Origin of the sequence: Actinomadura sp. NBRC 104412 (genome assembly GCF_030269515.1) — a bacterium.
In the GTDB taxonomy this organism is placed as follows: Bacteria; Actinomycetota; Actinomycetes; order Streptosporangiales; family Streptosporangiaceae; genus Spirillospora.
The window spans coordinates 134490-155969 of the sequence record NZ_BSTM01000015.1 but is presented as its reverse complement, the minus strand read 5'-3'; the positions used below and the strand labels follow the sequence as shown (position 1 = coordinate 155969).

Sequence of the window (21480 nt, the reverse complement as noted above, 5' to 3'; positions counted from 1 at the left end):
GCAGGAGAAGCGTCGTGATTTCACGGTGGATTGGGTGCATCTGAAGTTGAACGATCAGGCGCAGCGGACGGTGTTGTGCAAGGACCCGTTCCGTTCGGTGGACGAACGCGTCGACAAGCTCATCGCCAGCATGTGACCCACACGGGCGCCCCGGGACCGCTCAGTCGCCGTCCCGGCCGCGGCGGCCGCGCCCGTGGCCGTCGTCCTTGACCGTTCCGGCGGACGGCCCACCGGGCCCGCAGGTCACCGTGACGTCGTACTCCGCGTCGTCGGACTCGAACGTCACGGCCGCCTCGGCCGCCGGTCCCCGGACCTCCTTCTCGGCCTCGAAGCCCTGCCGCGGGCTCCACGCGACGAGCCGCGCCAGCCCTCCGGCGCAGGCCGCGGTGACGGTGCCGCCTTCGGTGGACAGCACCCTGGTGATCTCGTCCCGCCGCGGCGGCCCGGTCCCCGCGGACGGAGGGGACACTCCGGTCTCCGGGGACGGCCGGGCGTCGCCGGCGGGGGCGGCCGGGCTGCTCAGCTCCCGGCGGACGCTGTCGCGGTCGAGCGTCCGCACCCCCGAGCCCGTGATGCCGTCCTCCAGCACCCCGATGGCCGCGAGGCCGACGCCGATCGCGGCCACCAGCGCCGCCAGCCAGCCGGCGATACCGAGCAGGACGCGTCGCCTCATGTCCCCCACCATCGTCGAGCCGTTCCTAAGGCCAGGTTAAGCGGGTGGTAAGGCCCGCTCGAAGCGGTCCACGGCGCACGCGCGGAGATACCGTGCAGAGGTGGCACAGGTGCTGCTGATCGAGGACGATCCCAAGATCCGTACACATCTCGCGCGTGCGCTGGGCGAGCAGGGGCACGCGATCGCCTCGGCGCGCACGGCGATGAGCGGGCTCAGCCAGGCCGTCGAGGACCGGCCCGACGTGGTGGTGCTCGACCTCGGCCTGCCCGATCTCGACGGCCGCGAGGTGCTGCGCATGCTCCGCGCGGTCAGCCGGGTGCCGGTGATCGTGGCGACGGCGCGCGACGACGAGCAGGAGATCGTACGGGCCCTGGACGCGGGCGCCGACGACTATGTGATCAAGCCGTTCGGCGCGGCGCAGCTCGACGCCCGCATCCGCGCGGTGCTGCGGCGCTCCCGGCGGGAGGAGGCGGGCGATCCGGCCTTCGTGGTCGGCGGGCTCCGGCTGGAACCGCGCTCGCGTGAGGCGGTGCTGGACGGCGTGCCGCTCGATCTCAGCCCGAAGGAGTTCGACCTCCTGCACTACCTGGCGCAGCGGCCCGGCGAGGTGATCACCAAGCGGGAGCTGCTCACCGAGGTGTGGCGGACGGTGTACGGGAGGGCGGACAAGACCGTCGACGTGCACCTGTCCTGGCTGCGCCGCAAGCTGGGCGAGACCGCGCAGGAGCCGCGCTACCTGCACACGGTGCGCGGCGTCGGCGTCAAACTCGTCGATCCGGGCCGATGAGCCGCAGGCTGACGCTGCTGGTGGCGGCCACGACCTCGCTGGTCCTGCTGGCCTTCCTGATGCCGCTGGCGCTGCTGGTGCGGACCGTGGCGGCCGACCGGGCGATGAGCTCGGCGACGATCGCGGCCGAGTCGGCGGCCGCGCTGGTGTCCACGCTGGACCGGCCCGCGCTGGCGCTCGCCCTCGAACGAGCGGGCACCGGCCAGTGGCCGGTCACCGTGTTCCTTCCGGACGGTGACGTCCTGGGGCGTCCCGCGGACCGATCGCCCGCGGTGGACCTCGCCGCCCGGGGCGGCAGCATCACGGCTCAGGCACGTGGCGGGCGTGAGGTCCTGGTGGCGGTGCAGGGCCTTCCGGAGGGCACCGCGGTGGTCCGCGCGTTCGTGCCGGACGCCGCGCTGACCCGGGGAGTGGCGCGGGCGTGGCTGATCCTGGCCGGGCTGGGGGTCGTCCTGCTGGGGATGAGCCTGGCGGTCGCGCGGCGGATGGCGAGATCGCTCATCCGGCCGACGCACGACCTTGCCGCCGTGTCGCACCGGCTGGCCGCCGGGGAGCTGGACGCGCGGGCCCGTCCCGAGGGGCCCGCCGAGTTCCGCGAGGTGTCGGCCGCCCTCAACCATCTCGCCGGGCGGATCACCGAGCTGCTCGCCCAGGAGCGGGAGGCGGCCGCCGACCTCTCGCACCGGCTGCGCACCCCGCTCACCGCACTGCGCCTGGAGATCGAGGATCTGAGCGACCCGGACGAGGCCGCCCGGGTCGGCGCCACGGTGGACGAGCTGGAGCGCGCGGTGACCCAGGTCATCGCGGACGCCCGTCGCCCGGCCCGCGCGACGGCCCCGGACGGTTGTGACGCGGGCGAGGTGGTGGCCGAACGCGTGCGGTTCTGGACGGTCCTGGCCGACGACCAGGACCGGCGCCTCACCGCCCTGGTCTCCCCGGCGCCCCTGCCGGTGGCGCTCAACCGCGACGACCTGTCGGCGGGCGTGGACGCGCTGCTCGGCAACGTCTTCGCCCACACGCCCGAGGGGACCGCCTTCACCGTGTGCCTGGAACCCCTGGCCGGGGGCGGCGCGCGGCTGACCGTCAGCGACGAGGGACCCGGCTTCGCCACGTCCCGTCCGCTGGAACGCGGGGCCAGCGGGTCCGGGTCCACCGGACTGGGCCTCGACATCGCCAGGCGCGCCGCCGAGAGCTCGGGCGGGCGGCTGACGATCGGCCGCTCCGAGCAGGGCGGCGCCCTGGTGGTGCTCGACCTGGGCGGACCTTAGCCCCGTCTTAGCAATGTGGTAGCGCGGCCCTATACGGACCAAAGGCACCCTCCTTCTGGCACGCAGGCAGAAGAAGGAGATCCGCAGATGCGAAGGACCACAGTGATCGCCGGGGCCGCGGGCGCGGCGATCGTTCTCGGCGGCGGCATCGCGCTGGCCTACGACGGCGGGGGCGCGACGTCCGGAGCACCCGACCGTACGTTGGCGGCCTTGGCCCCGTCCGTACCGCTGGCGTCGCCGGCTCCGCCGACCCCGTCCACACCTCCGCCGGCGTCGTCACGGACGAGGATCGACCCGGCGGGTGCGGTGCGCATCGCCCTGCGGACGGTTCCCGATGGCCGCGTCGAATCGATCGAACGCGAGAGGGAATACGGCCGCATCGTCTGGGACGTCGACGTGATCGCGCGCGGCGTCGAGCACGACCTCGACATCGACGCCCAGACGGGCAAGGTCCTCAGGCACAGGACCGAGCGCGATTCCCGGGGCCATGGCCACGGGCACCACGGCGACGGCGACCATGACGACCATGACGACGGGGACGACGACTGACGCCCGATGGCCGGCTCAGCCGTCGAGCGGGGCGAACATCGCGCCGCGCAAGGTGTCGAGGCCCCGCGAGCCCAGGCAGCGGTAGACGCGGGTGCCCCGTTCGAACGCGGACTTGGACGGCGGCAGCACTCCCGCCGTCCAGCCACCGGAGGGCGTGCGCCGTCCGGCGGCCGAGCGTGAGGCGAGCAGGACGGTCCTTGAGCACAACCCGCGGACCGTCGGATGCCGCTCCAGTTCGGCGTTGTTCCATGTCTCGCCGTCCTTGGGCATGACGGCTATCGCGAACGTCTCCCAGGTGTGGGTGGTCCGGCAGTCGCGGCGGGTGGCGCTGGTGTCGCCGCCGATCGAGACCATGCCTCCCCAGCACTCGGCGGTTCGCGGGCAGGCGGCCTGGGCGCCCTCGACCCTGGCGGCGGCGCAGTTCGCCGTGGTGACCGGCACCCCCAGGCCGGTCGCCGTGGCCGTGGCGCCCGGCTTGCCGGTGGACGCGCCCGCCTGGGGTCGCGGTGTGCCGTCGTCGCCGTCCGAGCCGCCCCGTGAGAGGGCGATGAGCGCCCCGGCTCCCACGATCCCGGCCGTCACCAGGGCGGCGGCGCCCAGCAGCACGCCACGCGAGAGCGCGGGACGGGCGTCGCCCTGCCGGGGGCGCGACGGCGAGGTCGTGATCGCGTGGGCCGGGCCGGAGCCGGGTCCCGCCATCCCAGCGCGGGCGAACGAGGGTTCGGTGGACGGGGCGGCGTACGGCGGATGCGGCGAGACCTGCGGGGGCGCCGGAGGCGCGGCCGGGAGTCCCGGGGAGGCGAGCGGGACGGACCTGGGGCCGGTGCCGGCCGAGGCCCGCGGATCGAGGGCCGCCAGGGCGTCCCTCAGCGCCGCGGCGGACGGTGTACGGGCGGCCGGGTCGAAGGCCATGGCCTGCCGCAGCACCGCCATGAGCGGGGCCGGGACGCCGGGCACATCGGGGACCGGCCGTGCCTGCGCCGCCATCAGCTCGGCGATGCCCGGTCTCCGGTCCGGCGGGAAGTGCGGGGGACGTCCCGACAGGAGCGCGTAAAGGGAGGCGGCGAGCGAGTACACGTCACCGGCCGGGGCCGGCTCGGCGCGCCGGAACGCCTCCGGCGGCGCGTAGGCAGGGGTGAGGGCCTCGCGGGTCGCCGACGACTCCAGGCCGGGTTGCGGCATCGCCGCCAGCCCGAAGTCGGCCAGGGCCACGCCGCCGTACCGGTCGACCAGGATGTTCGCGGGCTTGACGTCACGATGCAGGACGCCCGAGGCATGGGCGGCGGCGAGCGCGTCCGCGATGTGCACGCCGATCTCGGCGACCTCCGCCGCCGGGAACGGGCCGGTCTCGCGGAGCCGGTCGTTCAGCGAACCGTTCGGGCACAGGTCGAGGACCATGTACGGGCGGCCGTCGGTGAGCACGCCCGCGTCGTACAGGGCCACGACATGCGGATGCCCCGACAGCCGGCCCGCGGCGGTGACCTCGCGCATGAAGCGGCGCCTGTCGCGCTCGGACGCCAGCACCCTGCTGTCGATCTTGAGCGCCACCTCGCGCTGGACGGCGAGCTGGCGGGCGCGGTACACCGCGCCGAACCCGCCGGTGCCCAGCATCTCCAGGAGCTCGTAGCCCGGTATCTCCATTGCTGCCCTGTTCCTCCAGACTTCGGGCAGATCGGAACCTCGGCGGGAGCAATGAGCGTCCCGCGGGCGCGAACCGGGCTGTTGCCGCACTCGTCGAGGGCCGCGTCGAGGGCCGCGCCGACCGCCGCGTCACACGCCTGCCGACGAATGTAGGGACGAATGGCCCGCGACGATCGCGGAACGGCGGAATCCGGCAAGATCCGGCCGCGCGGGTGGTGCGGGTCCGGGGTTGTGCTCATGCGGGCCATCGGGGGATGCTCGATACCGACCGAACCCCGCGGCGACCGCACTGTAGTGACCTGTGGCCATTTCCTAGGGGTGGGTCGATGCGGCTGAACGTCCTTTCCCGTCTGGAATCCAGCGGTGCCGTCGCGCGGGGGCGCCTCCTACCGTTACGCGGATCCCGCGGCCACGACCGTCCCCGACGCGACGCCGCCCGCTCATGACGCGGGCAAGCCCACCGTGGCGGTCGTTGATGCCCACCTTGCTCATGTCGCTGCTCGGTCTGGCCGGTGTGGCCGTTCTGGCCATCGTGTTCGTGGGCGCACGGCTGGTAGGCAAGGGCTCGGCGAGCCGACCCGTCCGGGGAGAGAAGCCATGAGGGTGATGATCGTAGGGGCCGGGATCGGCGGGCTGTTCACCGCGCTGCGCCTGCACGCCGAGGGCATCGGCTGTGTGGTCTACGAGCGCGGCGAGCGGATCCGCGAGCTCGGTGTGGGGATCAACGCGTTGCCGTTCGCGGTCGCGGAGCTGGACGCGCTGGGGCTGCTGGACCGGCTGGACGAGACTGGGGTGCGCACCGGCGAGCTGGTCTACACCCACCGGCTGGGGCAGGAGATCATGCGCAGGCCCTGCGGCCTGGCGGCCGGGTTCTCACACCCGCAGATCAGCGTGCATCGCGGCCGGTTGCAGGGCCTGCTGCACCACGCGGTGGTCGAACGGCTGGGCGCGGACGCGGTGCGCACCGGGCACCGCCTGGTCGGCTTCGAGCAGGACGCCAGGGCCGTCACCGCCCATTTCGCGAACGGTTCGGAGGCACGCGCGGACGTCCTGATCGGTGCCGACGGCATCCACTCGACGGTCCGGTCGGCCCTGTTCCCCGGTGAGGGGCCGCCGCGCTGGGGCGGCATGATGTTGTGGCGCGGCGCCACCGAGTGGCCCGTGTACGGCACGGGCCGGACCATGGTGATCGCCGGGGGCAACACCGCCAAACTGGTCGTCTATCCGATCGCGGCGGGCACGACCCCGGACACCCGGCTGACCAACTGGGCCATCGGCGTCAGGACCGGCCGTCCCGGCGACCCGCCGCCCGGCGAGCAGGAGTGGACGCGTCCGGCCGACCCCGCCGACCTGGCCGCGCACGTCGGGCGCTTCACCCCGGACCTCTTCGACCATGTCGCCATGATCGAGTCCACCCGGGACCGCTTCGAGTTCCCGATGTGCGACCGCGACCCCCTGCCCTACTGGACGCGGGGCCGCGTCACCCTGCTGGGCGACGCCGCGCACCCCATGTACCCGATGGGCTCCAACGGCGCGGGCCAGGCCATCCTGGACGCGGTGAACCTGGGCGCCCACCTGGCCGATCGGTCCGACGACCCCGCCGAGGCCCTGCTGGCCTACCAGCACGACCGGCTGCCCGCCACCGCCCAGATCGTCCTGCGCAACCGGCTCGGCGGCCCGGAACAGGTCATCGAGGAGGTCGAGCGCCGGGCCCCGGACGGCTTCGACCGGATCGAGGACGTGATCGACCCAAGCGAGATGGAGGCCATCGTCACCAGCTACCTCCACGCCTCCACCGGCCGCAAGCCCTGAGGGACGGCCGCGGGCCGACGCTCGCTGACCACCTACGGAGAATCAGCCGGGCTTGCGGCCCACACCCGCGTAGCACCACTGCCGGTCCGCTTCGGGCGGGAGCGACGTACCGGGGTCCGGGCGCCACAGGGACAGGGTGGTCAGGCCCGGGTCCACCAGGTCGAAGCCGTCGAACAGCCGCATGACCTGCTCCCGGCCGCGCAGCGTGATCTGGAACGTGGCGTTGTCGTAGACGGCGCCGGCGGCCCGGACCCTGCTGTCGGCGTCGAAGTCGGCGGTCACGTGCGAGACCACCAGGTGGCTGCCGGGCGCCATGGAGTCGCGCAGGCGCGCCACGATCCCGGGCGGGTCGTCGCGGTCGTCGATGAAGTGCAGGACCGCCAGCATCAGCACGCCGACCGGCTGGTCGAGGTCGATGAGCGCGCGCAACCCGGGGTCGTCCAGGATCTCGTCGGGACGCCGCGCGTCGCCCTGGATGACCGTCACCCCGGGTGTGCCGGCCAGGAGCGCGCGTCCGTGGGTCAGCACGATCGGCTCCACGTCGACGTACACGACCCGCGCGTCCGGCGCCACCTCGTGGGCCGTCTCGTGCACGTTGCCCTGGGTGGGCAGCCCCGATCCGATGTCGATGAACTGGCGGATGCCGGACTCCGCCAGGAACCGCACCGCGCGCCGCAGGAACGCGCGGTTCTCGCGCGCCATGAACGGCGTGTCGGGGGCACGGCGGACGACATCGGCGACGGCCTCCCGGTCGGCGGCGAAGTTGTCCTTGCCACCCAGGAGAAAGTCGTACATGCGGGCGACGTTCGGCGTCGTCAGGTCGACGGTTTCCATCGTTTTCCGCGGGTCTGCCATGGCGACGGACTCTGTCTCCTGTATCGCGAACGTTGCCGGTCCATGTAACCATTGCGATCGCGTGCGAACCATCGGATCCACGAACCTGACGCGGGAGCCCTTCATGGCAGGCGACGCACTTCCCCCATCGCAGATCCCCGGTCCGCCCTCGGGCCAGGATGGCGCCGAGGCGATCATGGCGGCCGGAGGATTGCACAACTACCAGCTGAAACTGCACGCCGAATACGGGCCGGTGGCACGGCTGCCGTTGCCCGGTGGTCAAGAGGCGGTGTCGATCGCCGATCCGGTTCTGCTGGAGGCGACCGCGCAGATCAACAAACGGCCGGAGAAACTGTTCGAGTTCCTGGCGCCCTTGCAGGAGTCGGGCAACCTGCAGACGATCCCGGCCGAGGAGCACGGCCCGTGGCGCCGGGTGATGCTGTCGGTGCTCGCCGGGCGGCCTTCGCACGAGGCCCACTTCGCGGCCTTCACCGAGCTGACGACCGAGCTGGCCGACGAGTGGGAGCGGCGCGCCGCGGAAGGACCCGTCGCGCTGCAGAAGGACCTGAGCGAGCTGTCGCTGCGCATGATCTGTGAGTACGCGCTGGGCAGCGGGCTGGAGTCGGCCGGGGACGCCGGGCGGGTGGTGTCGGCGTTCGAGGACGTCCTGACCGCCTATCTGGCACAGCAGTACACGCCCGGGGCCGACGACGACCCCGCCGCGTCGTCCCTGGCCTACCTGCGCTCATGCGTCGACCGGGTACTGGCCGCGCACCGTGGGCGCGGTGGCGGGAACGCCGAGCGCAGCGACCTGATCGGCGCGCTGGCCGCGTCGGGCGAGTCCCCGGCGCGGATCAGGGACACCGTCCTGATGACCATGCTGGCCGCCCACCACACCACCGGTGTCGCGATCTCCTGGACGCTGTACCTGCTGGCCCGGCACCCGAAGGTGGCCCGCCGCGTCGCCGACGAGGTCGACCGGGTGCTCGGTGACCGCGCCGCGCCCGCCTACGCCGACCTGAAGGAGCTCGCCTATCTGGACGCGGCGCTCCGGGAGACGATGCGGCTGTACCCGCCCGGCCCGTACGGCGCGCGGGAGGCCACCGAGGATCTGCGCTTGGGCGATTACACGGTTCCCGCTGGAACGGTCATCTTCTACCCGTTCTGGGCCGTGCACATGAATCCCGAGTACTGGCCCGATCCGGAGGTCTTCGACCCCGATCGGTTCACCAATGGGTCATCGGCCGGCCGTCATCGGCTCGCGTACATTCCCTTCGGCCTTGGCCCGCGCAGTTGCGAAGGCGCCGCCCTGGCGATGATCGAGGCGCAGCTCGTTCTGGCCATCCTGCTGAAGCGCTTCGAATTCCATCTCTCGCCCGGCCAGAACGTCACGCCGGTTGAGCGTTTCGTGTTGTGGGCCGCCGAGGACATCACCATGAACCTCACACCGCGTGAACCCGCGCCGATCGGTTGATGCCCGAACTGCGCCAAGCCCGCGCGGGCGGAAGCGTCACTGGACGCTCAGGAGGAGCGGCGAGCGGTCTCGGTGTTCCTGCTGAGGGCGGCCTCGGCGTTGCGGCGCAGATCCGGAGGGATCAGTTCGAGTAGCTGGTCGGGGCGTAGCGGCAGGTCGAGCAGGCTGAGCCGGACCCGGCTGCGCTGCGCGTGCTCGCTCGCCGAGAGCCGCACGACCTGCGCGGCGTCCTGGCGGATCACGGCGGTCAGCCACTGGCCCTGGACGAGTTCGCCGGCCGAGGTGCCGTCGATGTCGACCGCGATGGGCGTGCCGTCGCTCGCCGCGGTGAAGCGGACCTCGTCCCGGACGCCGAGCACGACCGGACGGCTGATGCCGGACATGGGCGCGACCGGGGTGATGACGATCGCGTCGGAGGAGGGGGACAGGACGGGGCCGCCGGCCGCGTAGTTGTAGGCGGTGGAGCCGGTCGGCGTGGAGATGACGACGGCGTCGCCGCGGTAGTAGCCGTACCGCAGGTCGTCCACGGTCAGGTCGACCGAGACGGTGCCCTTGCCGTCGCCCTGCCGCAGCACCACGTCGTTGAACCCGAACCGGCTCGCCGGATCCACGCCCGCGGAGTTCACCTCCAGGCATGCGTGCTGCTCAAGGGTGAAGTCACCGCGGGTGAGCCGCTCCAGCGCGGCCGGCAGCCCCTCCGGTGTCACCTCGACGAGGAAGCCGAGGTCGCCGTAGTTGACCCCGAGCACCGGAACGGGCCGTTCGATCATCATCCGCATCGCGCCGAGCATCGTGCCGTCGCCGCCCAGCGCGATGACGATGTCCACCTCGGCCACGAACGTGGAGTCGGGCACGGGCTGGACCTGGGACGGCACCCGATGCCGGTCGTGCTCGCGCGCCAGCACCCGGACGGGATGGCCGCGCGCGCCCTCCAGGATCGTGTCGATCGACCGATCCACCGGCTTGGTCGGGTGCAGCACCAGACCGATCGCCTTCATGCGCGACCCGGACCGCATGCCCCCCATCCTATGACGCGGACATGCATGTGCAGTGGCGGTACACACTAGCTGATCAGCTCTGATTGATCTCCGTCAAGAGATTCTTGGGCTCCTGTGTACATCCCTGGTTCCGAACGTGAACTAATGCTTGACACCGCTTGTGAGCTGGATTACGTTCCCTCCTGCCGAAGTTACGCAGCCGAAACACTCCGGAGGCCACGATGACCCAGCGCGAGATCGAGTTCCTCAGCGGAGGCGAGACGGTGCGCGGCGACCTGCTGTTGCCCGAGGGCGAGGGACCGTTCCCCGTGGTGGTGATGGCCGGGGGCTGGTGCTACGTCAAGGAGCTCCGCCAGCCGCAGTACGCCGCGGAGTTCGTCCGTCGCGGATTCGCCGCCCTGATCTTCGACTACCGGCGGATGGGCGCCAGCGACGGCGAGCCGCGCCAGCACATCGATCCGTGGGACCAGATCGAGGACTACAAGAACGCGATCACGTTCGCGGCCGGCCTGCCGGAGATCGACGCGAACCGGATCGGCATCTGGGGCATCTCGTACAGCGGCGGCCACGTGCTGATCGTCGGCGCCACCGACCCGCGCGTTAAGGCCGTGGTCTCCAACGTCCCGGTCATCGACGGCTACGAGACCATGTGGCGGATGCACGGGACCGACAGGTTCCGCAAGCTGAAGGCGTTCGTCGCCGAGGACCGCGCCAAGCGGACCGAGACCGGCGAGTACGGCTACATGGCGATGTCCGGCGTGCCCGCCGGGCCCGACGACCGGTTCTCGGTGTGGCCCGACGACGACGTGCTCGCGGTCTTCAACGAGCTCAAGGCGACCCAGGCGCCGCGGCACGAGCACCGCAACACGATCGCCTCGCTCGAACGGCTGATGGAGTACAACGCCGCGCCGTACGCGCCGAGGCTGCTCGACAAGCCCGTCATGATGATCGTCGCAGACCAGGACGACATCACCATGTGGGACCAGGAGATCGCGGCGTACGACGCCATCCCGAGCTCCCGCAAGGAACTGGTGGTCCTTCCCGCCACCGACCACATGACGCTCTACAGCAACGTCACGGCCCTGGACTACGCCGCCCGCGCGGCCGGCTCCTGGTTCGACCGCCACCTCAAGGAACTGCCGACGGTCGCCAACCAGATCGTCAAGTACGCCTGACCGGCCGGCGGGCGAACACGAAGAGAGAGGAGGGAGGCATGCCCGGTCAGACGCCCGGTCCGACATTCGGTCCGGCCCGGCAGACCTGGGTGGACCTTCGGTGGCGCGGCGCTCCGGTCGCGCTGCCCTGGGCGGTCGCCCTGCTGATGCTCGCGGCCAGCGCGGCGCTGTTCCCGAGCAGCATCAGCTACGGCGGCCTGGCGACGATGACCCCCCTGCTCGGAGTGCTGATCGTCGCCTCGCTCGGCCAGTCGCTGGTGATCGGCACCGGCGGCATCGACCTCAGCGTGTCGTCGGTCGTCACCGTCGCCGGCATCGTCCTGGTCATGAAGAGCGCGGGCGACGGCACGTCCATCCCGGTCGCCATCGCGTACGCGGTCGGGGCGGGCCTGCTCTGCGGCGTCGCCAACGGCGTCCTCGTCGAGTACGTCGGCCTGAGCCCGCTGGTCGCCACCCTCGCGACCGGGCAGGTCATGGCCGGCCTCGCCAGCATCTGGTACAGCGACGGCGTGAACCGCCTCGCGGTGCCGGAGGAATGGAACGAGTTCACGGGCCACCTGCTCAGCGGCGGCATCAGCCTCATCCTCGTCGCGTCCGTCATCCTGGTCGCGCTGACCAGCCTCATCCTCAGCTACACGGCCGTCGGCCGGCGGCTGACCGCCGCCAGCACCGGCCCGCGCGCCGCCCGCTACCAGGGCATCGCCGTACGCCGCTACCGCGCCGCGACCTACGTGCTCGCGTCGCTGCTCTACAGCGTCGGCGGTGTCCTGCTCGTCGGGAGCATCGGCACGTCGACGCCCACGCTCGGCGACGCCTACCAGTTGTCCACCATCGTGGTCGTCGTCATCGGGGGCGCCGCCCTCAGCGGTGGCCGGCTGCACCCGGCGGCGACCCTCGCCGGTGCGGTCTTCCTCATCTTCATCAACCAGGACGTCGCGGCAACCGGTGCCGCACCCGGCACCCAAGGGGTCATCCAGGGTGCCGTGCTCATCCTCGCCATGCTGGCCACCGGGCTCGGCGCGGTCCGGCTGCTACGCCGCAGGCGCACCGGTGGCACCGCCGACGCGGAGGCCGCGCAGGCCGCCTGACCACCGGTCGGCCACCTGGACGGCTCTCCGTCAGTCTTCCCCTCCGATCGCCACCCCTGGCACGTCCACCACCCAGAGAAGACTCAGAGAAGAGGATGCCGTGGTCACCCCTCGATTTCCGCGTACCCACCCACTACGTCTTCCCGCCGTCCTGACCGCGACCGCGCTCGTCGCCACGGCGGCCCTGACCGGCTGCACGTCCACCAACAGCGGATCCTCCGGCTCGTCCGGCGGCGACGCCTCGCTGTACGCGCCGACGCCGCTGAACGTCACCCCCGAGAAGCAGGCCGAGAACCTGAAGAAGGCGTTCCTCACCGACGCCGTCAAGGCCGAACAGCTCGACCCGACGATCGTTCAGGGACTGAACGAGGCCGGGCGCGACTACACCGAGGCGCAGGTCAAGACGGCCGCGGGCTGCATGTCCCAGCCGACCTGCAAGATCGGTGACGGCAAGCTGACCCTGGCGATCCTCGACGGGGCCGGCTCGGACCTGTGGCGGCGCATCACCCGCGCGCAGATCACCCTCCAGGCCACGTCGTACCCCAACATCGGCACCGTCATCTACCTCCAGGCCGACGGCAACCTGCAGACGATGCAGGCCAACCTGAAGACGCTGATCGCCCGGAAGGTCACCGGGATCGTCACCTACGACGACTTCGGCCCGGCCATGACCGCGGCGTACCAGCAGGCCACCAACGCGGGCATCCCGGTCGTGGCCTACGGGGGCATCCCCGGCAAGGACGCCACCAAGGCGGTCGTCTCGCAGGTCGCCTCCGACTTCTGCGACGACGGCAAGCAGATGGCGCAGACGACGGCGAGGATGCTCAAGAACTCCGGCAACGTCGCGTTCTTCACCGGAACCCCCGGCAACCCGCAGGGCGCCGGATGGCAGGCGTGCGCGGAGAAGTGGTTCCAGCAGAACGCCCCCGGCATCAAGGTCGTCAACCGGTCCAACACGAGCTGGACCGAGAGCGGGGCCGTGTCGGCCACCACCGCGCTGATCTCGACCGGCAAGAAGATCGACGCGGTGCTCTACGACTACGCCAAGCAGACCGTCAACATCGTCCAGACCTACCAGAAGGCCAAGCTGAAGGTTCCGGCACAGGTCACCTGGACCTCCGACAACTCGCTGCTCCAGATGTGGGAGAAGGACCTGGGCACGCCGGCGGAGTGGCAGCTCGCCTACTCCAGCAGCATCAACTTCGAGGGGGCCATCGCCCTCTCGGCGCTGATGAACCACCTGGCGGGCAAGAAGGTCGCCCCGATGCTGACGTTCCCGCTGCCGTTCGTGACCGCGAAGAAGGGCGACTACCTGCCCGACCAGCCCGCGAACGCCCCCGGCCCGACGCTCATGCCGGACTCCCTGCTCAAGACCGTCCTCAACGCCGGCTGAGCCGTCACCCCCGGCACATCGACAGGAGGTGCAAAGGATGAGGCCGACCGGACGCAACACCGGGCCGGGCGCCGTCGCGATCGAGCCGGCGAACGGTCCGTCCGACGGAAGCGGCCTGGTGGCCGAGGGGGTCACCAAGACCTTCGGCTCCACCACCGCCCTCAACGGGATGTCGGCGACGTTCGCCCGCGGCGCCGTGCACGGCCTGATCGGCGAGAACGGTTCCGGCAAGTCGACGTTCGTGAAGATCGTCGCCGGGATCCATCGCGCCGACGCCGGTATGGTCCGGTTCGACGGCACGCCGCTGACCGAGGCGGCGGACGGCGTGCGGATCGCCTGTGTCTACCAGGACGGCTCGCTCATCGACGAGCTCACCGTCGCGCAGAACCTCGATCTCATCGTCGAGCCCGAGTACCGGCCGGCCGCCGACGGCGCCTCCTGGCAGCGGGCGGTGCTCGACGCGGCCGGGCTCGGCGGCATCGACGCCGCGAGCCGCATCGGCGACCTGCCGAACAACGAGAAACGCCTGGTGGAGATCGCGGCGGTGCTGGCCCGGCGGACCGATGTGATCCTGTTCGACGAGTCGACGTCCTCGCTGGACGAGACCGGTGTCGCCTGGGTCCTGGACAGCATGCGTGCGGCGGCGGCGCGCGGCGCCTGCGTCATCTTCGTGACCCACCGGCTGCACGAGGTCCTCGCCGTCACGTCGGACATCGCGATCCTGCGCGACGGCGTGCTCGTGGCCGAGCTGCCCACCGCGGGGGCGAGCACCGAGGAACTGGTCCGGCACATGGCCGGGCGGGAGGTGGCCGCGTTCACCCGGCGGGCCGCCACCGGCGGTCCCGACGCGCCGGTCGTCCTCGCCGGCAAGGGCCTGCGGGCGGCGTCCTGCGGCCCGATCGACCTCAGCGTGCGGCGCGGGGAGATCGTCGGCATCGGGGGCGCGGCGGGCAACGGCCAGGGGGAGCTGATCCGCGCGCTGGCGGGGGACGGCCTGGACGGGGGCACGGTCGTCGTCGACGGCGTGCCGCTGCGCCGGGCCGAGGCCGCGGTCGACGTCGGGGCGGTCTTCGTCAGTTCGGACCGCCGCGACGAGTCGCTCTCCGGCCTGCTGTCGATCCGGGAGAACTACACGCTGGCGCTCGGCGCGTCGTCCGGGGGCTGGTGGCGATGGCTGCCGCGGCGGCGCGAGGTCGCCCGTGCCACCGAGCTCGCCGACGCCTACGACCTGGCTCGCGGCTCGATCGAGCAGCCGGTGGGGACGCTCTCCGGCGGCAACCAGCAGAAGGTGGCCGTCGGCCGGGCCGTGGCCCGCGAGCCGAAGGTGCTGCTGATCGAGGAGCCCACCGAGGGCGTCGACGTCCGGTCGAGGTTCGAGATCTACCGTTCCCTCGTCGCGGTCGCCGAGCAGGGCACGGCGGTGGTCTTCACCTCCAGCGACGCCGGTGAGCTGCGGCTGCTGGCGGACCGGGTGGTCGTCCTGGCCCGTGGCCGCAGCGTGGCCGAGCTGTCCGGCGAGGAGGTGACGGAGGAGGCGATCGTCCACGCCTTCAGCACGGCGAAGGAGCAGCAGGAGGAGCGGCGGCACCGGGAGGAGCGGACGGCCGGCCGCGCCCGGCGGCCCGGCCGCCGGTCCACGCTGACCCCGGCGACGTTCGTCCTGCTCGGCATGCTGCTCGCCGGGCTGTGGGTGTACGGGGCGTACCGCGACAGCAACTTCGGGACGATCGGCAACCTCAGCACGATCCTCCAGCTCAGCCTGCCGCTGGTGCTCGCCGCGCTGGCGCAGCTCCCGGTGCTGCTGGTCGGCGAGATCGACGCCTCGATCGGCTCGACGATGGGCCTGATCGTCGTCCTGCTCTCGTTCTTCCCCGAGCTGTCGCCGCCGCTGCTGATCGGACTCGCGGTCGCCGCCGGGGCCCTGCTCGGGGCCGTGAACGCCGTCCTGGTGGTCAGGCTGCGCATCACAGCGGTGATCGCCACGATCGCCACGCTCGGCATCTTCCTGGGCGTCGGGCGGATCCTGCGTCCCGAGCCCGAGGGCCTCATCAACAACGAGCTGGCCACGCTGCTGGGGCAGGGGATCGCGTACATCCCGAGCCTCTTCCTGGTCGCGGTCGTGCTGGCGATCGCGTTCGACGTCTGGGTCAACGGCACGCGGGCCGGGCTGCGGTCGCGGGCGGTCGGGTACTCCGAGGCGCGGGCGTCGCAGCTCGGCGTGCGCACCCCGTTCTTCCGGGCCGCGGCGTTCGTCGTCGGCGGGGCGATCGCCGGCCTCGGCTCGGTGGCGCTCGCGGCGCAGACGGGGATCGGCGACCCGAACTCCGGGTCCGGCTACCTGCTGCTGTCCATCGCCGTGCCGGTGATCGGCGGCGCGCTGCTGACCGGCGGCCGCGGCTCGGCCATCGGCTGTGTGCTCGGCGCGGTCTTCGTCGCCGAGGTCCAGAACTTCATTCCCTTCGTCGACCTGCCGACGGGCGGCTATCTGATCGCCGTCGGCGTGCTCACCATCGTCGCGTTGACCGTCAGCGCGGTACGGCCCCCGTCGGTCTTCGGCGGCCTCGGCCTGCTGATCTCGAAGGAGCGTAGGAAGCATGCCTGATCTGACCGGACAAGTGGCATTCGTCACCGGTGCGGCTCGCGGCCAGGGCCGCTCGCACGCCCTCGCCCTCGCCGCGGCCGGCGCGGACATCATCGCGATCGACCTGTGCCGGGACGTGGACACCGCCCCGTACCCGCTGGCGACGCGCGCCGATCTCGACGCCACCGCGAAGGAGATCGAGGGCCTCGGCCGGCGGGTGATCGCGGCCGAGTGCGACGTCCGCGACGGCGGCGGCCTGGACGACGTGGTCCGCCGCGGCGTGGCCGAGTTCGGGCGCATCGACATCCTGATCGCCAACGCCGGGATCTGGGCGCTCGGCCGGCTCTGGGAGCTCACCGACGAGCAGTGGCAGGAGATGCTCGACATCAACCTGACCGGGGCATGGCGCTCGGTCAAGGCCGTCGTCCCGACCATGATCGAGCAGAAGCGCGGTTCGATCGTGCTGACCTCGTCGGTCAACGGCTTCGAGGCCGGCGCCGGCATGACCCACTACGTGGCGGCCAAGCACGGCGTGCTCGGGCTGATGCGCAACGCGGCCATCGAGCTGGGGCCGTACAACATCCGGTGCAACGCGGTCTGCCCGGGGATCGTGGACACCAAGATGAACGACTGGCAGGGCGCCTACGACATGATGGCGGGCGGGCCGGGCGGCACGCCGCAGGACCGGCGGGACAACGCGTACGGCTGGTCCGCGATCGCCGGGCGCGGACTGCTGGCGCCGAGCAGCATCAGCGGCTCGGTGGTGTTCCTCGCCTCCGACGACGCCCGCGACATCACCGGCGTCGCCCTGCCCGTCGACGGCGGCCACGCGGTGCTCCCCGGCAGCAACCCGAACCCGGTCCGCGAGGTCTGACCGCATGCTCACCGGCACCTGGGCGCCCACGACGCGCCATCCCGAAGCGGAGGAGATCACCGCCGCCACCCCCGCCGTTCTCGCGGCCGCCCTGGCCGACGCGCGCACGCAGGTGGTGGACGGCGCCACACGCCTGGACTCCGGCGCGCTGCTGTCGGCGGTCGCCGTCCAGCAGGCCCGGCTGCGGGCGGCGGGGGTCCGGCGCGGCGACGTCGTCGGCGTCCAGCTTCCGAACTGGTGGGAGGCGGTCGCGACGGCCCACGCGCTGTGGGGGATGGGCGCCGTGGTGTGCCCGGTGCCGGTGAACTTCCGGGCGGCCGAGCTGGAGCGGATCCTCGCGGCCTGCGACATCGCCGCCTTCGTGGCACCGGCCCGCTACCGGAACACCCGCCACCCGGAGATGATCCGTGCCGCGACCGCGCGGGCCGGGCGGGACGTCCCGGTCCTGACCGTACGGGACCCGGAGGCCGCCGAGGACGAGGTGTCCGCGTCCGAGCCGGAGCTCGACGCCGGTCTCGACGACGTGTGCGTGCTGATGTTCACCTCCGGCACGACCGGCGTCCCGAAGGGCGTGCTGCACAGCCACCGGACGCTGCTCAGCGACGCCTGGTCGATCGCGCGGCTGTTCCGGCTCGACGGCGACCGGGTCTACATGCCGTCCCCGGTCGGTCACATCACCGGACTGGTGTACGGGGTGATGATGCCCCTGCTGGTCGGCGGCTCGGTCGTGCTCCAGGCGGAGTGGGACGCGGCGGCCGGGGTGGACATCGTCGAGGCCAACGCCTGCACGTTCAGCGTCGGCGCGACGCCGTTCCTGCGCGGGCTCTGCGACGAGTACGCCCGGCGCGGCACGACCTCGGCGCTGACCGGGTTCGTCTGCGGCGGCGCCGACGTCCCGCCCAACCTGGTACGGCGGGCCACCGAGGTGCTCGACGCGGTCGTGGTCCGCGCCTACGGGCTGACCGAGATGCCGACCGTGACCTGCGGCGGACCCGACGACCCGGAACGCATCCGCGCGGACACCGACGGGCGGCTCACCGGGTCCTCCCAGGCCCGCCTCGCCGATCCGGTGAACGGCGTCGGGGAATTGGAGGTGCGCGGCCCCGAGCTGTGCCTGGGGTATCTCGACGCCCGGCACACCGCCGAGTCCTTCACGGCCGACGGCTGGTTCCGCACCGGTGACCTGGCGACGATCTCTCCCGACGGCGGGATCACGATCGCGGGCCGGGTGAAGGACATCGTCGTGCGCGGCGGCGAGAACATCAGCGTCAAGGAGGTCGAGGACTACCTGCTGGAGCATCCCGCGGTCGCGGACGTCGCCATCGTCGGCGTGCCGGACGACACCCTGGGCGAACGGGCCTGCGCGTTCGTCGTCACCCGCGAGGACGCGTCACCGCCGACGCTGCGCGAGCTCGGCGGGTTCCTGCTGGAGCACGACATCGCCAAGCACAAGCTGCCGGAGTACCTGCTGGTGACCGACCGGCTGCCGCGGACCGAGAGCGGGAAGATCCAGAAGTTCCGGCTGCGGGAGAGGGCGGTCCGCGAGCTCGCCGAGGGCCGGGGCGAACGCCGGTGAACCGTGACGACCTGCTCACCGCGTTCCGGCGGATGCTGCTCATCCGCAAGATGGAGGAGCGGATCGCGGTGCTCTACGGCCAGGGCGCCATCCCCGGATTCGTGCACCTGTCCGTCGGCCAGGAGGCGGTCGCCGTCGGCACGCTGTTCCGCGCCCGCCCCGACGACATCATCACGTCCACGCACCGCGGTCACGGGCACGTGCTCGCCAAGGGACTCGACCCGGCCGGCATGTTCGCCGAGCTGACCGGCAAGGCGACCGGCGCCTGCCGTGGCCGCGGCGGCTCCATGCACGTCGCCGACCCGGCGCTGGGCATCTTCGGCGCCAACGGCATCGTGGGGGCCGGCCTGCCGATCGCCACCGGGGCCGCCCACGCTCTGCGCGTACGGGACTCCGACGCCCTCGCGATCGCGTTCTTCGGCGACGGCGCCGTGGCCACCGGCGCGTTCCACGAGTCGGTCAACCTCGCCGCGCTCTGGCGCCTGCCGATCGTCTTCGTCTGCGAGAACAACGGCTTCTCGGAGTTCTCCCGGACGAGCGACCAGCACGCCGTCCCGCTGTCCTCCCGGGCCGCGGGCTACGGCCTGCCGTTCCGCGCCGTCGACGGGAACGACGTCGAGGCCGTGGAGGCGGCGATGGCCGAGGTGTTCGACGAGGTGCGCGCGGGCGGGGGTCCGCGGCTCGTCGAGGCGGTGACGCTGCGCGTGCGTGGGCACTACGAGGGGGACCAGCAGAGGTACCGCGCGGGGGACGACCCCGACGACGCGCCCGAAGACCCGCTGCGGCGGACCCGCGCGCGCCTCGCCGAGCTGGGCGTGCCCGCCGGTGAGCTGGACCTGGTCGAGGACGAGGTCGCCCGGCAGGTCGCCGAGGCGGAGAGGTTCGCGGCCGACTCGGACGAGCCCGATCCCGCGACCGTCCTCGACTACGTGGCCAGCCCGCGCCCCGATGTCGCGGAACGGCCGCCGGCCACCCTCGGGGCACGACCGGCCGACGCCGCCAAGCCGGTGTCCACCTCGCGGATCCTCCGCCAGGCGATGCGCGACGCGCTCGCGGACGACCCGAGGGTGTTCCTCGCGGGCATCGACGTCGGCGGGGGCAACGTCTTCGGGCTGACCCGCGGGCTCGCGCAGGAGTTCCCCGGCCGCGTCCTGGACACCCCGATCTCCGAGACGGCGATCATGGGGCTCGGCGTGGGCGCGGCGATGGCCGGGCTGCGGCCGGTCGTGGAGCTCATGTACCTGGACTTCCTCGGCACCTGCCTGGACCAGCTCATGAACCAGGCCGCCAAGCTGCGGTTCATGACCGGCGGGGCGGTCACGGTGCCGATGGTCGTGCGCACCCAGTTCGGGTCGGGACGCTCCTCGGGCAGCCAGCATTCGCAGAGCCTCGAAGCGTTGCTCGCGCACATCCCCGGACTGACCGTGGTGATGCCCAGCACGCCGGAGGACGCGTACGGCCTGCTCCGCACCGCCATCGACGACGACAACCCGGTGATCTTCATCGAGAACCGGCTGCTGTACGAGCGCAAGGCGGCGATGCCCGCGCCGGACCACCGCGTTCCCCTTGGCAGGGCCCGCATCACCCGCGCGGGCACCGACCTGACGATCGTCTCGTGGTCCCGGATGGCGCGGCTCGCGCTCGACGCCGCGGAGACGCTGGCGGCGGAGGGCATCGACGCCGAGGTCATCGACCTGCGCACGATCGCCCCGCTCGACCGGCGCACGGTGCTGGAGTCCCTCGGGCGCACCAACCGGCTGCTGATCGCGCACGAGGCGGTCACCGAGTTCGGCGTGGGCGCCGAGCTGGCGGCCCTGGCCGTGAACGAGGGCTTCTGGTCCCTGGACGCACCCGTCGCACGGGTCGGCGCCCCGACCGCGCCGACGCCGTACGCCCCGAGCCTCGAACGGGCGTGGATCCCCGACGAGACCGGCATCGCCGCCGCCGCGCGGTGGCTGATGTCGGACCCCTACCCACGAAGGAGATCAGGATGAAGCTGGACAAGCGCGTCGCGATCATCACCGGGGCCGGTTCCGGCATGGGCCGGGCCATGGCCCAGGAGTTCAGCGAGAACGGCGCGACCGTCGTCGCCGTCGACGTGCGCGCCGACCCCGTGCGGGAGACCGTCGAGCGGCTCGGCGACGGACGCAGCGTCGCCGAGACCGCCGACGTGTCCGTGCGGGCGGACGTCGAGCGCGTCGTCGCCCGGACGCTCGAACTGTTCGGCCGCGTCGACATCCTCTGCAACAACGCCGGTGTCCTCGACGACTACACCCCGGCGCTCGACACGTCCGACGAACTGTGGAACCGGACGATGGCGATCAACATCACCGGGCCGTTCCTGTTCTCCCGGGCCGTCCTCACGCCGATGCTCGCGCAAAAGAAGGGCGTCATCATCAACACAGCCTCGATCTCCTCGTTCGTGGCGGGCGGCGGCGGCGCGGCGTACACGTCGTCCAAGCACGCGCTGCTGGGCTTCACCAGGCAGCTCGCGTTCGACTACGGCAAGCAGGGCATCCGCGTGAACGCCATCTGCCCCGGTGCGATCCACACCGGGATGACCGGGCACCTGCTCACCCCCGAGGGCCGGAACCCGCACGTCGACGAGGCCGTCGCGAACACGCCCGCGGGCCGGTGGGGACGGCCGGAGGAGATCGCGCATATGGCGCTCTTCCTGGCGAGCGACGACGCCGACTTTATCCACGGAGCCGCCTTCACCGTGGACGGCGGATGGGTTTTGCCATGACGCCCGCCCTG

General features: G+C 72.2%; 18 protein-coding genes. 14 read left to right on the top strand and 4 right to left on the bottom strand.

The features are described 5' to 3' along the window. Nucleotides 1–160: 160 nt before the first annotated feature. Nucleotides 161–673, bottom strand: coding sequence for a hypothetical protein (locus QSK21_RS20365; protein ID WP_285697975.1), 513 nt, complete (start codon nt 671–673; stop codon nt 161–163). A 100-nt stretch (nt 674–773) separates the two neighbouring features. Between QSK21_RS20365 and QSK21_RS20360 the strand changes: the two genes are divergently transcribed. The 3 genes from QSK21_RS20360 to QSK21_RS20350 all read left to right on the top strand — a co-directional run bounded on the left by QSK21_RS20360 (nt 774) and on the right by QSK21_RS20350 (nt 3277). Beyond that, complete coding sequence (locus QSK21_RS20360; RefSeq protein WP_285697974.1) at nt 774–1460, top strand: response regulator transcription factor; 687 nt, start codon at nt 774–776, stop codon at nt 1458–1460. Then, complete coding sequence (locus tag QSK21_RS20355; protein WP_285697973.1) at nt 1457–2728, top strand: sensor histidine kinase; 1272 nt, start codon at nt 1457–1459, stop codon at nt 2726–2728. The genes QSK21_RS20360 and QSK21_RS20355 overlap by 4 nt, the downstream gene beginning before the upstream one ends. An 87-nt stretch (nt 2729–2815) precedes the next feature. Then, complete coding sequence (locus tag QSK21_RS20350; protein ID WP_285697972.1) at nt 2816–3277, top strand: PepSY domain-containing protein; 462 nt, start codon at nt 2816–2818, stop codon at nt 3275–3277. 15 nt (nt 3278–3292) lie between these two features. Here QSK21_RS20350 and QSK21_RS20345 read toward each other — a convergent pair whose 3' ends face one another. Continuing rightward, nucleotides 3293–4918: a serine/threonine-protein kinase gene (locus QSK21_RS20345; protein ID WP_285697971.1), complete on the bottom strand. Its 1626-nt coding sequence runs from the start codon at nt 4916–4918 to the stop codon at nt 3293–3295. A gap of 475 nt (nt 4919–5393) precedes the next feature. Here QSK21_RS20345 and QSK21_RS20340 point away from each other — a divergent pair, with 475 nt between their 5' ends. Then, entirely contained in the window at nt 5394–5519 is a 126-nt protein-coding gene (locus QSK21_RS20340) for a hypothetical protein (RefSeq protein ID WP_285697970.1), read from the top strand. Then, nucleotides 5516–6730, top strand: coding sequence for a flavin-dependent oxidoreductase (locus QSK21_RS20335; protein WP_285697969.1), 1215 nt, complete (start codon nt 5516–5518; stop codon nt 6728–6730). The genes QSK21_RS20340 and QSK21_RS20335 overlap by 4 nt, the downstream gene beginning before the upstream one ends. 42 nt (nt 6731–6772) lie before the next feature. On the opposite strand, the gene QSK21_RS20330 is transcribed toward QSK21_RS20335, so the two are convergent. Further along, nucleotides 6773–7525: an SAM-dependent methyltransferase gene (locus tag QSK21_RS20330; RefSeq protein ID WP_285697968.1), complete on the bottom strand. Its 753-nt coding sequence runs from the start codon at nt 7523–7525 to the stop codon at nt 6773–6775. Between QSK21_RS20330 and QSK21_RS20325 the strand changes: the two genes are divergently transcribed. Then, the gene (locus tag QSK21_RS20325) at nt 7524–9038 is read left to right on the top strand and encodes a cytochrome P450 (protein ID WP_285697967.1); all 1515 of its coding nucleotides are present in this window, start codon (nt 7524–7526) and stop codon (nt 9036–9038) included. The genes QSK21_RS20330 and QSK21_RS20325 overlap by 2 nt on opposite strands. Nucleotides 9039–9085: 47 nt before the next feature. Here QSK21_RS20325 and QSK21_RS20320 read toward each other — a convergent pair whose 3' ends face one another. After that, a complete protein-coding gene (locus QSK21_RS20320) occupies nt 9086–10054 on the bottom strand; it encodes an NAD(+)/NADH kinase (protein ID WP_285697966.1) in 969 nt (322 codons plus the stop codon). 203 nt (nt 10055–10257) lie between these two features. Between QSK21_RS20320 and QSK21_RS20315 the strand changes: the two genes are divergently transcribed. From QSK21_RS20315 to QSK21_RS20280, 8 genes are all read left to right on the top strand, one after another. After that, a complete protein-coding gene (locus QSK21_RS20315; RefSeq protein ID WP_285697965.1) occupies nt 10258–11211 on the top strand; it encodes an alpha/beta hydrolase in 954 nt (317 codons plus the stop codon). Nucleotides 11212–11249: 38 nt separating this feature from the next. Continuing rightward, the gene (locus tag QSK21_RS20310; protein WP_285697962.1) at nt 11250–12299 is read left to right on the top strand and encodes an ABC transporter permease; all 1050 of its coding nucleotides are present in this window, start codon (nt 11250–11252) and stop codon (nt 12297–12299) included. Nucleotides 12300–12399: 100 nt separating this feature from the next. Beyond that, complete coding sequence (locus QSK21_RS20305; protein ID WP_285697961.1) at nt 12400–13692, top strand: substrate-binding domain-containing protein; 1293 nt, start codon at nt 12400–12402, stop codon at nt 13690–13692. Nucleotides 13693–13729: 37 nt separating this feature from the next. Then, nucleotides 13730–16294, top strand: coding sequence for an ATP-binding cassette domain-containing protein (locus QSK21_RS20300; RefSeq protein ID WP_285697960.1), 2565 nt, complete (start codon nt 13730–13732; stop codon nt 16292–16294). After that, nucleotides 16287–17147, top strand: a complete 861-nt coding sequence (locus QSK21_RS20295; RefSeq protein ID WP_285697959.1) for a mycofactocin-coupled SDR family oxidoreductase — start codon at nt 16287–16289, stop codon at nt 17145–17147. The genes QSK21_RS20300 and QSK21_RS20295 overlap by 8 nt, the downstream gene beginning before the upstream one ends. 4 nt (nt 17148–17151) lie before the next feature. Continuing rightward, nucleotides 17152–18723: an AMP-binding protein gene (locus tag QSK21_RS20290; protein ID WP_285697958.1), complete on the top strand. Its 1572-nt coding sequence runs from the start codon at nt 17152–17154 to the stop codon at nt 18721–18723. Beyond that, nucleotides 18720–20717, top strand: coding sequence for an alpha-ketoacid dehydrogenase subunit alpha/beta (locus QSK21_RS20285; RefSeq protein ID WP_285697957.1), 1998 nt, complete (start codon nt 18720–18722; stop codon nt 20715–20717). Before QSK21_RS20290 ends, QSK21_RS20285 begins: the two co-directional genes overlap by 4 nt. Further along, a complete protein-coding gene (locus tag QSK21_RS20280; RefSeq protein ID WP_285697956.1) occupies nt 20714–21469 on the top strand; it encodes an SDR family NAD(P)-dependent oxidoreductase in 756 nt (251 codons plus the stop codon). The genes QSK21_RS20285 and QSK21_RS20280 overlap by 4 nt, the downstream gene beginning before the upstream one ends. The last annotated feature ends 11 nt before the right edge of the window (nt 21470–21480 follow it).

Bases quoted from the DNA above. Each gene is read 5' to 3' on its own strand.
- QSK21_RS20365 (WP_285697975.1), bottom strand. From the start codon at position 673: ATGAGGCGACGCGTCCTGCTCGGTATCGCCGGCTGGCTGGCGGCGCTG.
- QSK21_RS20355 (WP_285697973.1), top strand. From the start codon at position 1,457: ATGAGCCGCAGGCTGACGCTGCTGGTGGCGGCCACGACCTCGCTGGTC.
- QSK21_RS20350 (WP_285697972.1), top strand. From the start codon at position 2,816: ATGCGAAGGACCACAGTGATCGCCGGGGCCGCGGGCGCGGCGATCGTT.
- QSK21_RS20345 (WP_285697971.1), bottom strand. From the start codon at position 4,918: ATGGAGATACCGGGCTACGAGCTCCTGGAGATGCTGGGCACCGGCGGG.
- QSK21_RS20340 (WP_285697970.1), top strand. From the start codon at position 5,394: ATGCCCACCTTGCTCATGTCGCTGCTCGGTCTGGCCGGTGTGGCCGTT.
- QSK21_RS20335 (WP_285697969.1), top strand. From the start codon at position 5,516: ATGAGGGTGATGATCGTAGGGGCCGGGATCGGCGGGCTGTTCACCGCG.
- QSK21_RS20325 (WP_285697967.1), top strand. From the start codon at position 7,524: ATGCGGGCGACGTTCGGCGTCGTCAGGTCGACGGTTTCCATCGTTTTC.
- QSK21_RS20330 (WP_285697968.1), bottom strand. From the start codon at position 7,525: ATGTACGACTTTCTCCTGGGTGGCAAGGACAACTTCGCCGCCGACCGG.
- QSK21_RS20320 (WP_285697966.1), bottom strand. From the start codon at position 10,054: ATGCGGTCCGGGTCGCGCATGAAGGCGATCGGTCTGGTGCTGCACCCG.
- QSK21_RS20315 (WP_285697965.1), top strand. From the start codon at position 10,258: ATGACCCAGCGCGAGATCGAGTTCCTCAGCGGAGGCGAGACGGTGCGC.
- QSK21_RS20310 (WP_285697962.1), top strand. From the start codon at position 11,250: ATGCCCGGTCAGACGCCCGGTCCGACATTCGGTCCGGCCCGGCAGACC.
- QSK21_RS20300 (WP_285697960.1), top strand. From the start codon at position 13,730: ATGAGGCCGACCGGACGCAACACCGGGCCGGGCGCCGTCGCGATCGAG.
- QSK21_RS20295 (WP_285697959.1), top strand. From the start codon at position 16,287: ATGCCTGATCTGACCGGACAAGTGGCATTCGTCACCGGTGCGGCTCGC.
- QSK21_RS20290 (WP_285697958.1), top strand. From the start codon at position 17,152: ATGCTCACCGGCACCTGGGCGCCCACGACGCGCCATCCCGAAGCGGAG.
- QSK21_RS20280 (WP_285697956.1), top strand. From the start codon at position 20,714: ATGAAGCTGGACAAGCGCGTCGCGATCATCACCGGGGCCGGTTCCGGC.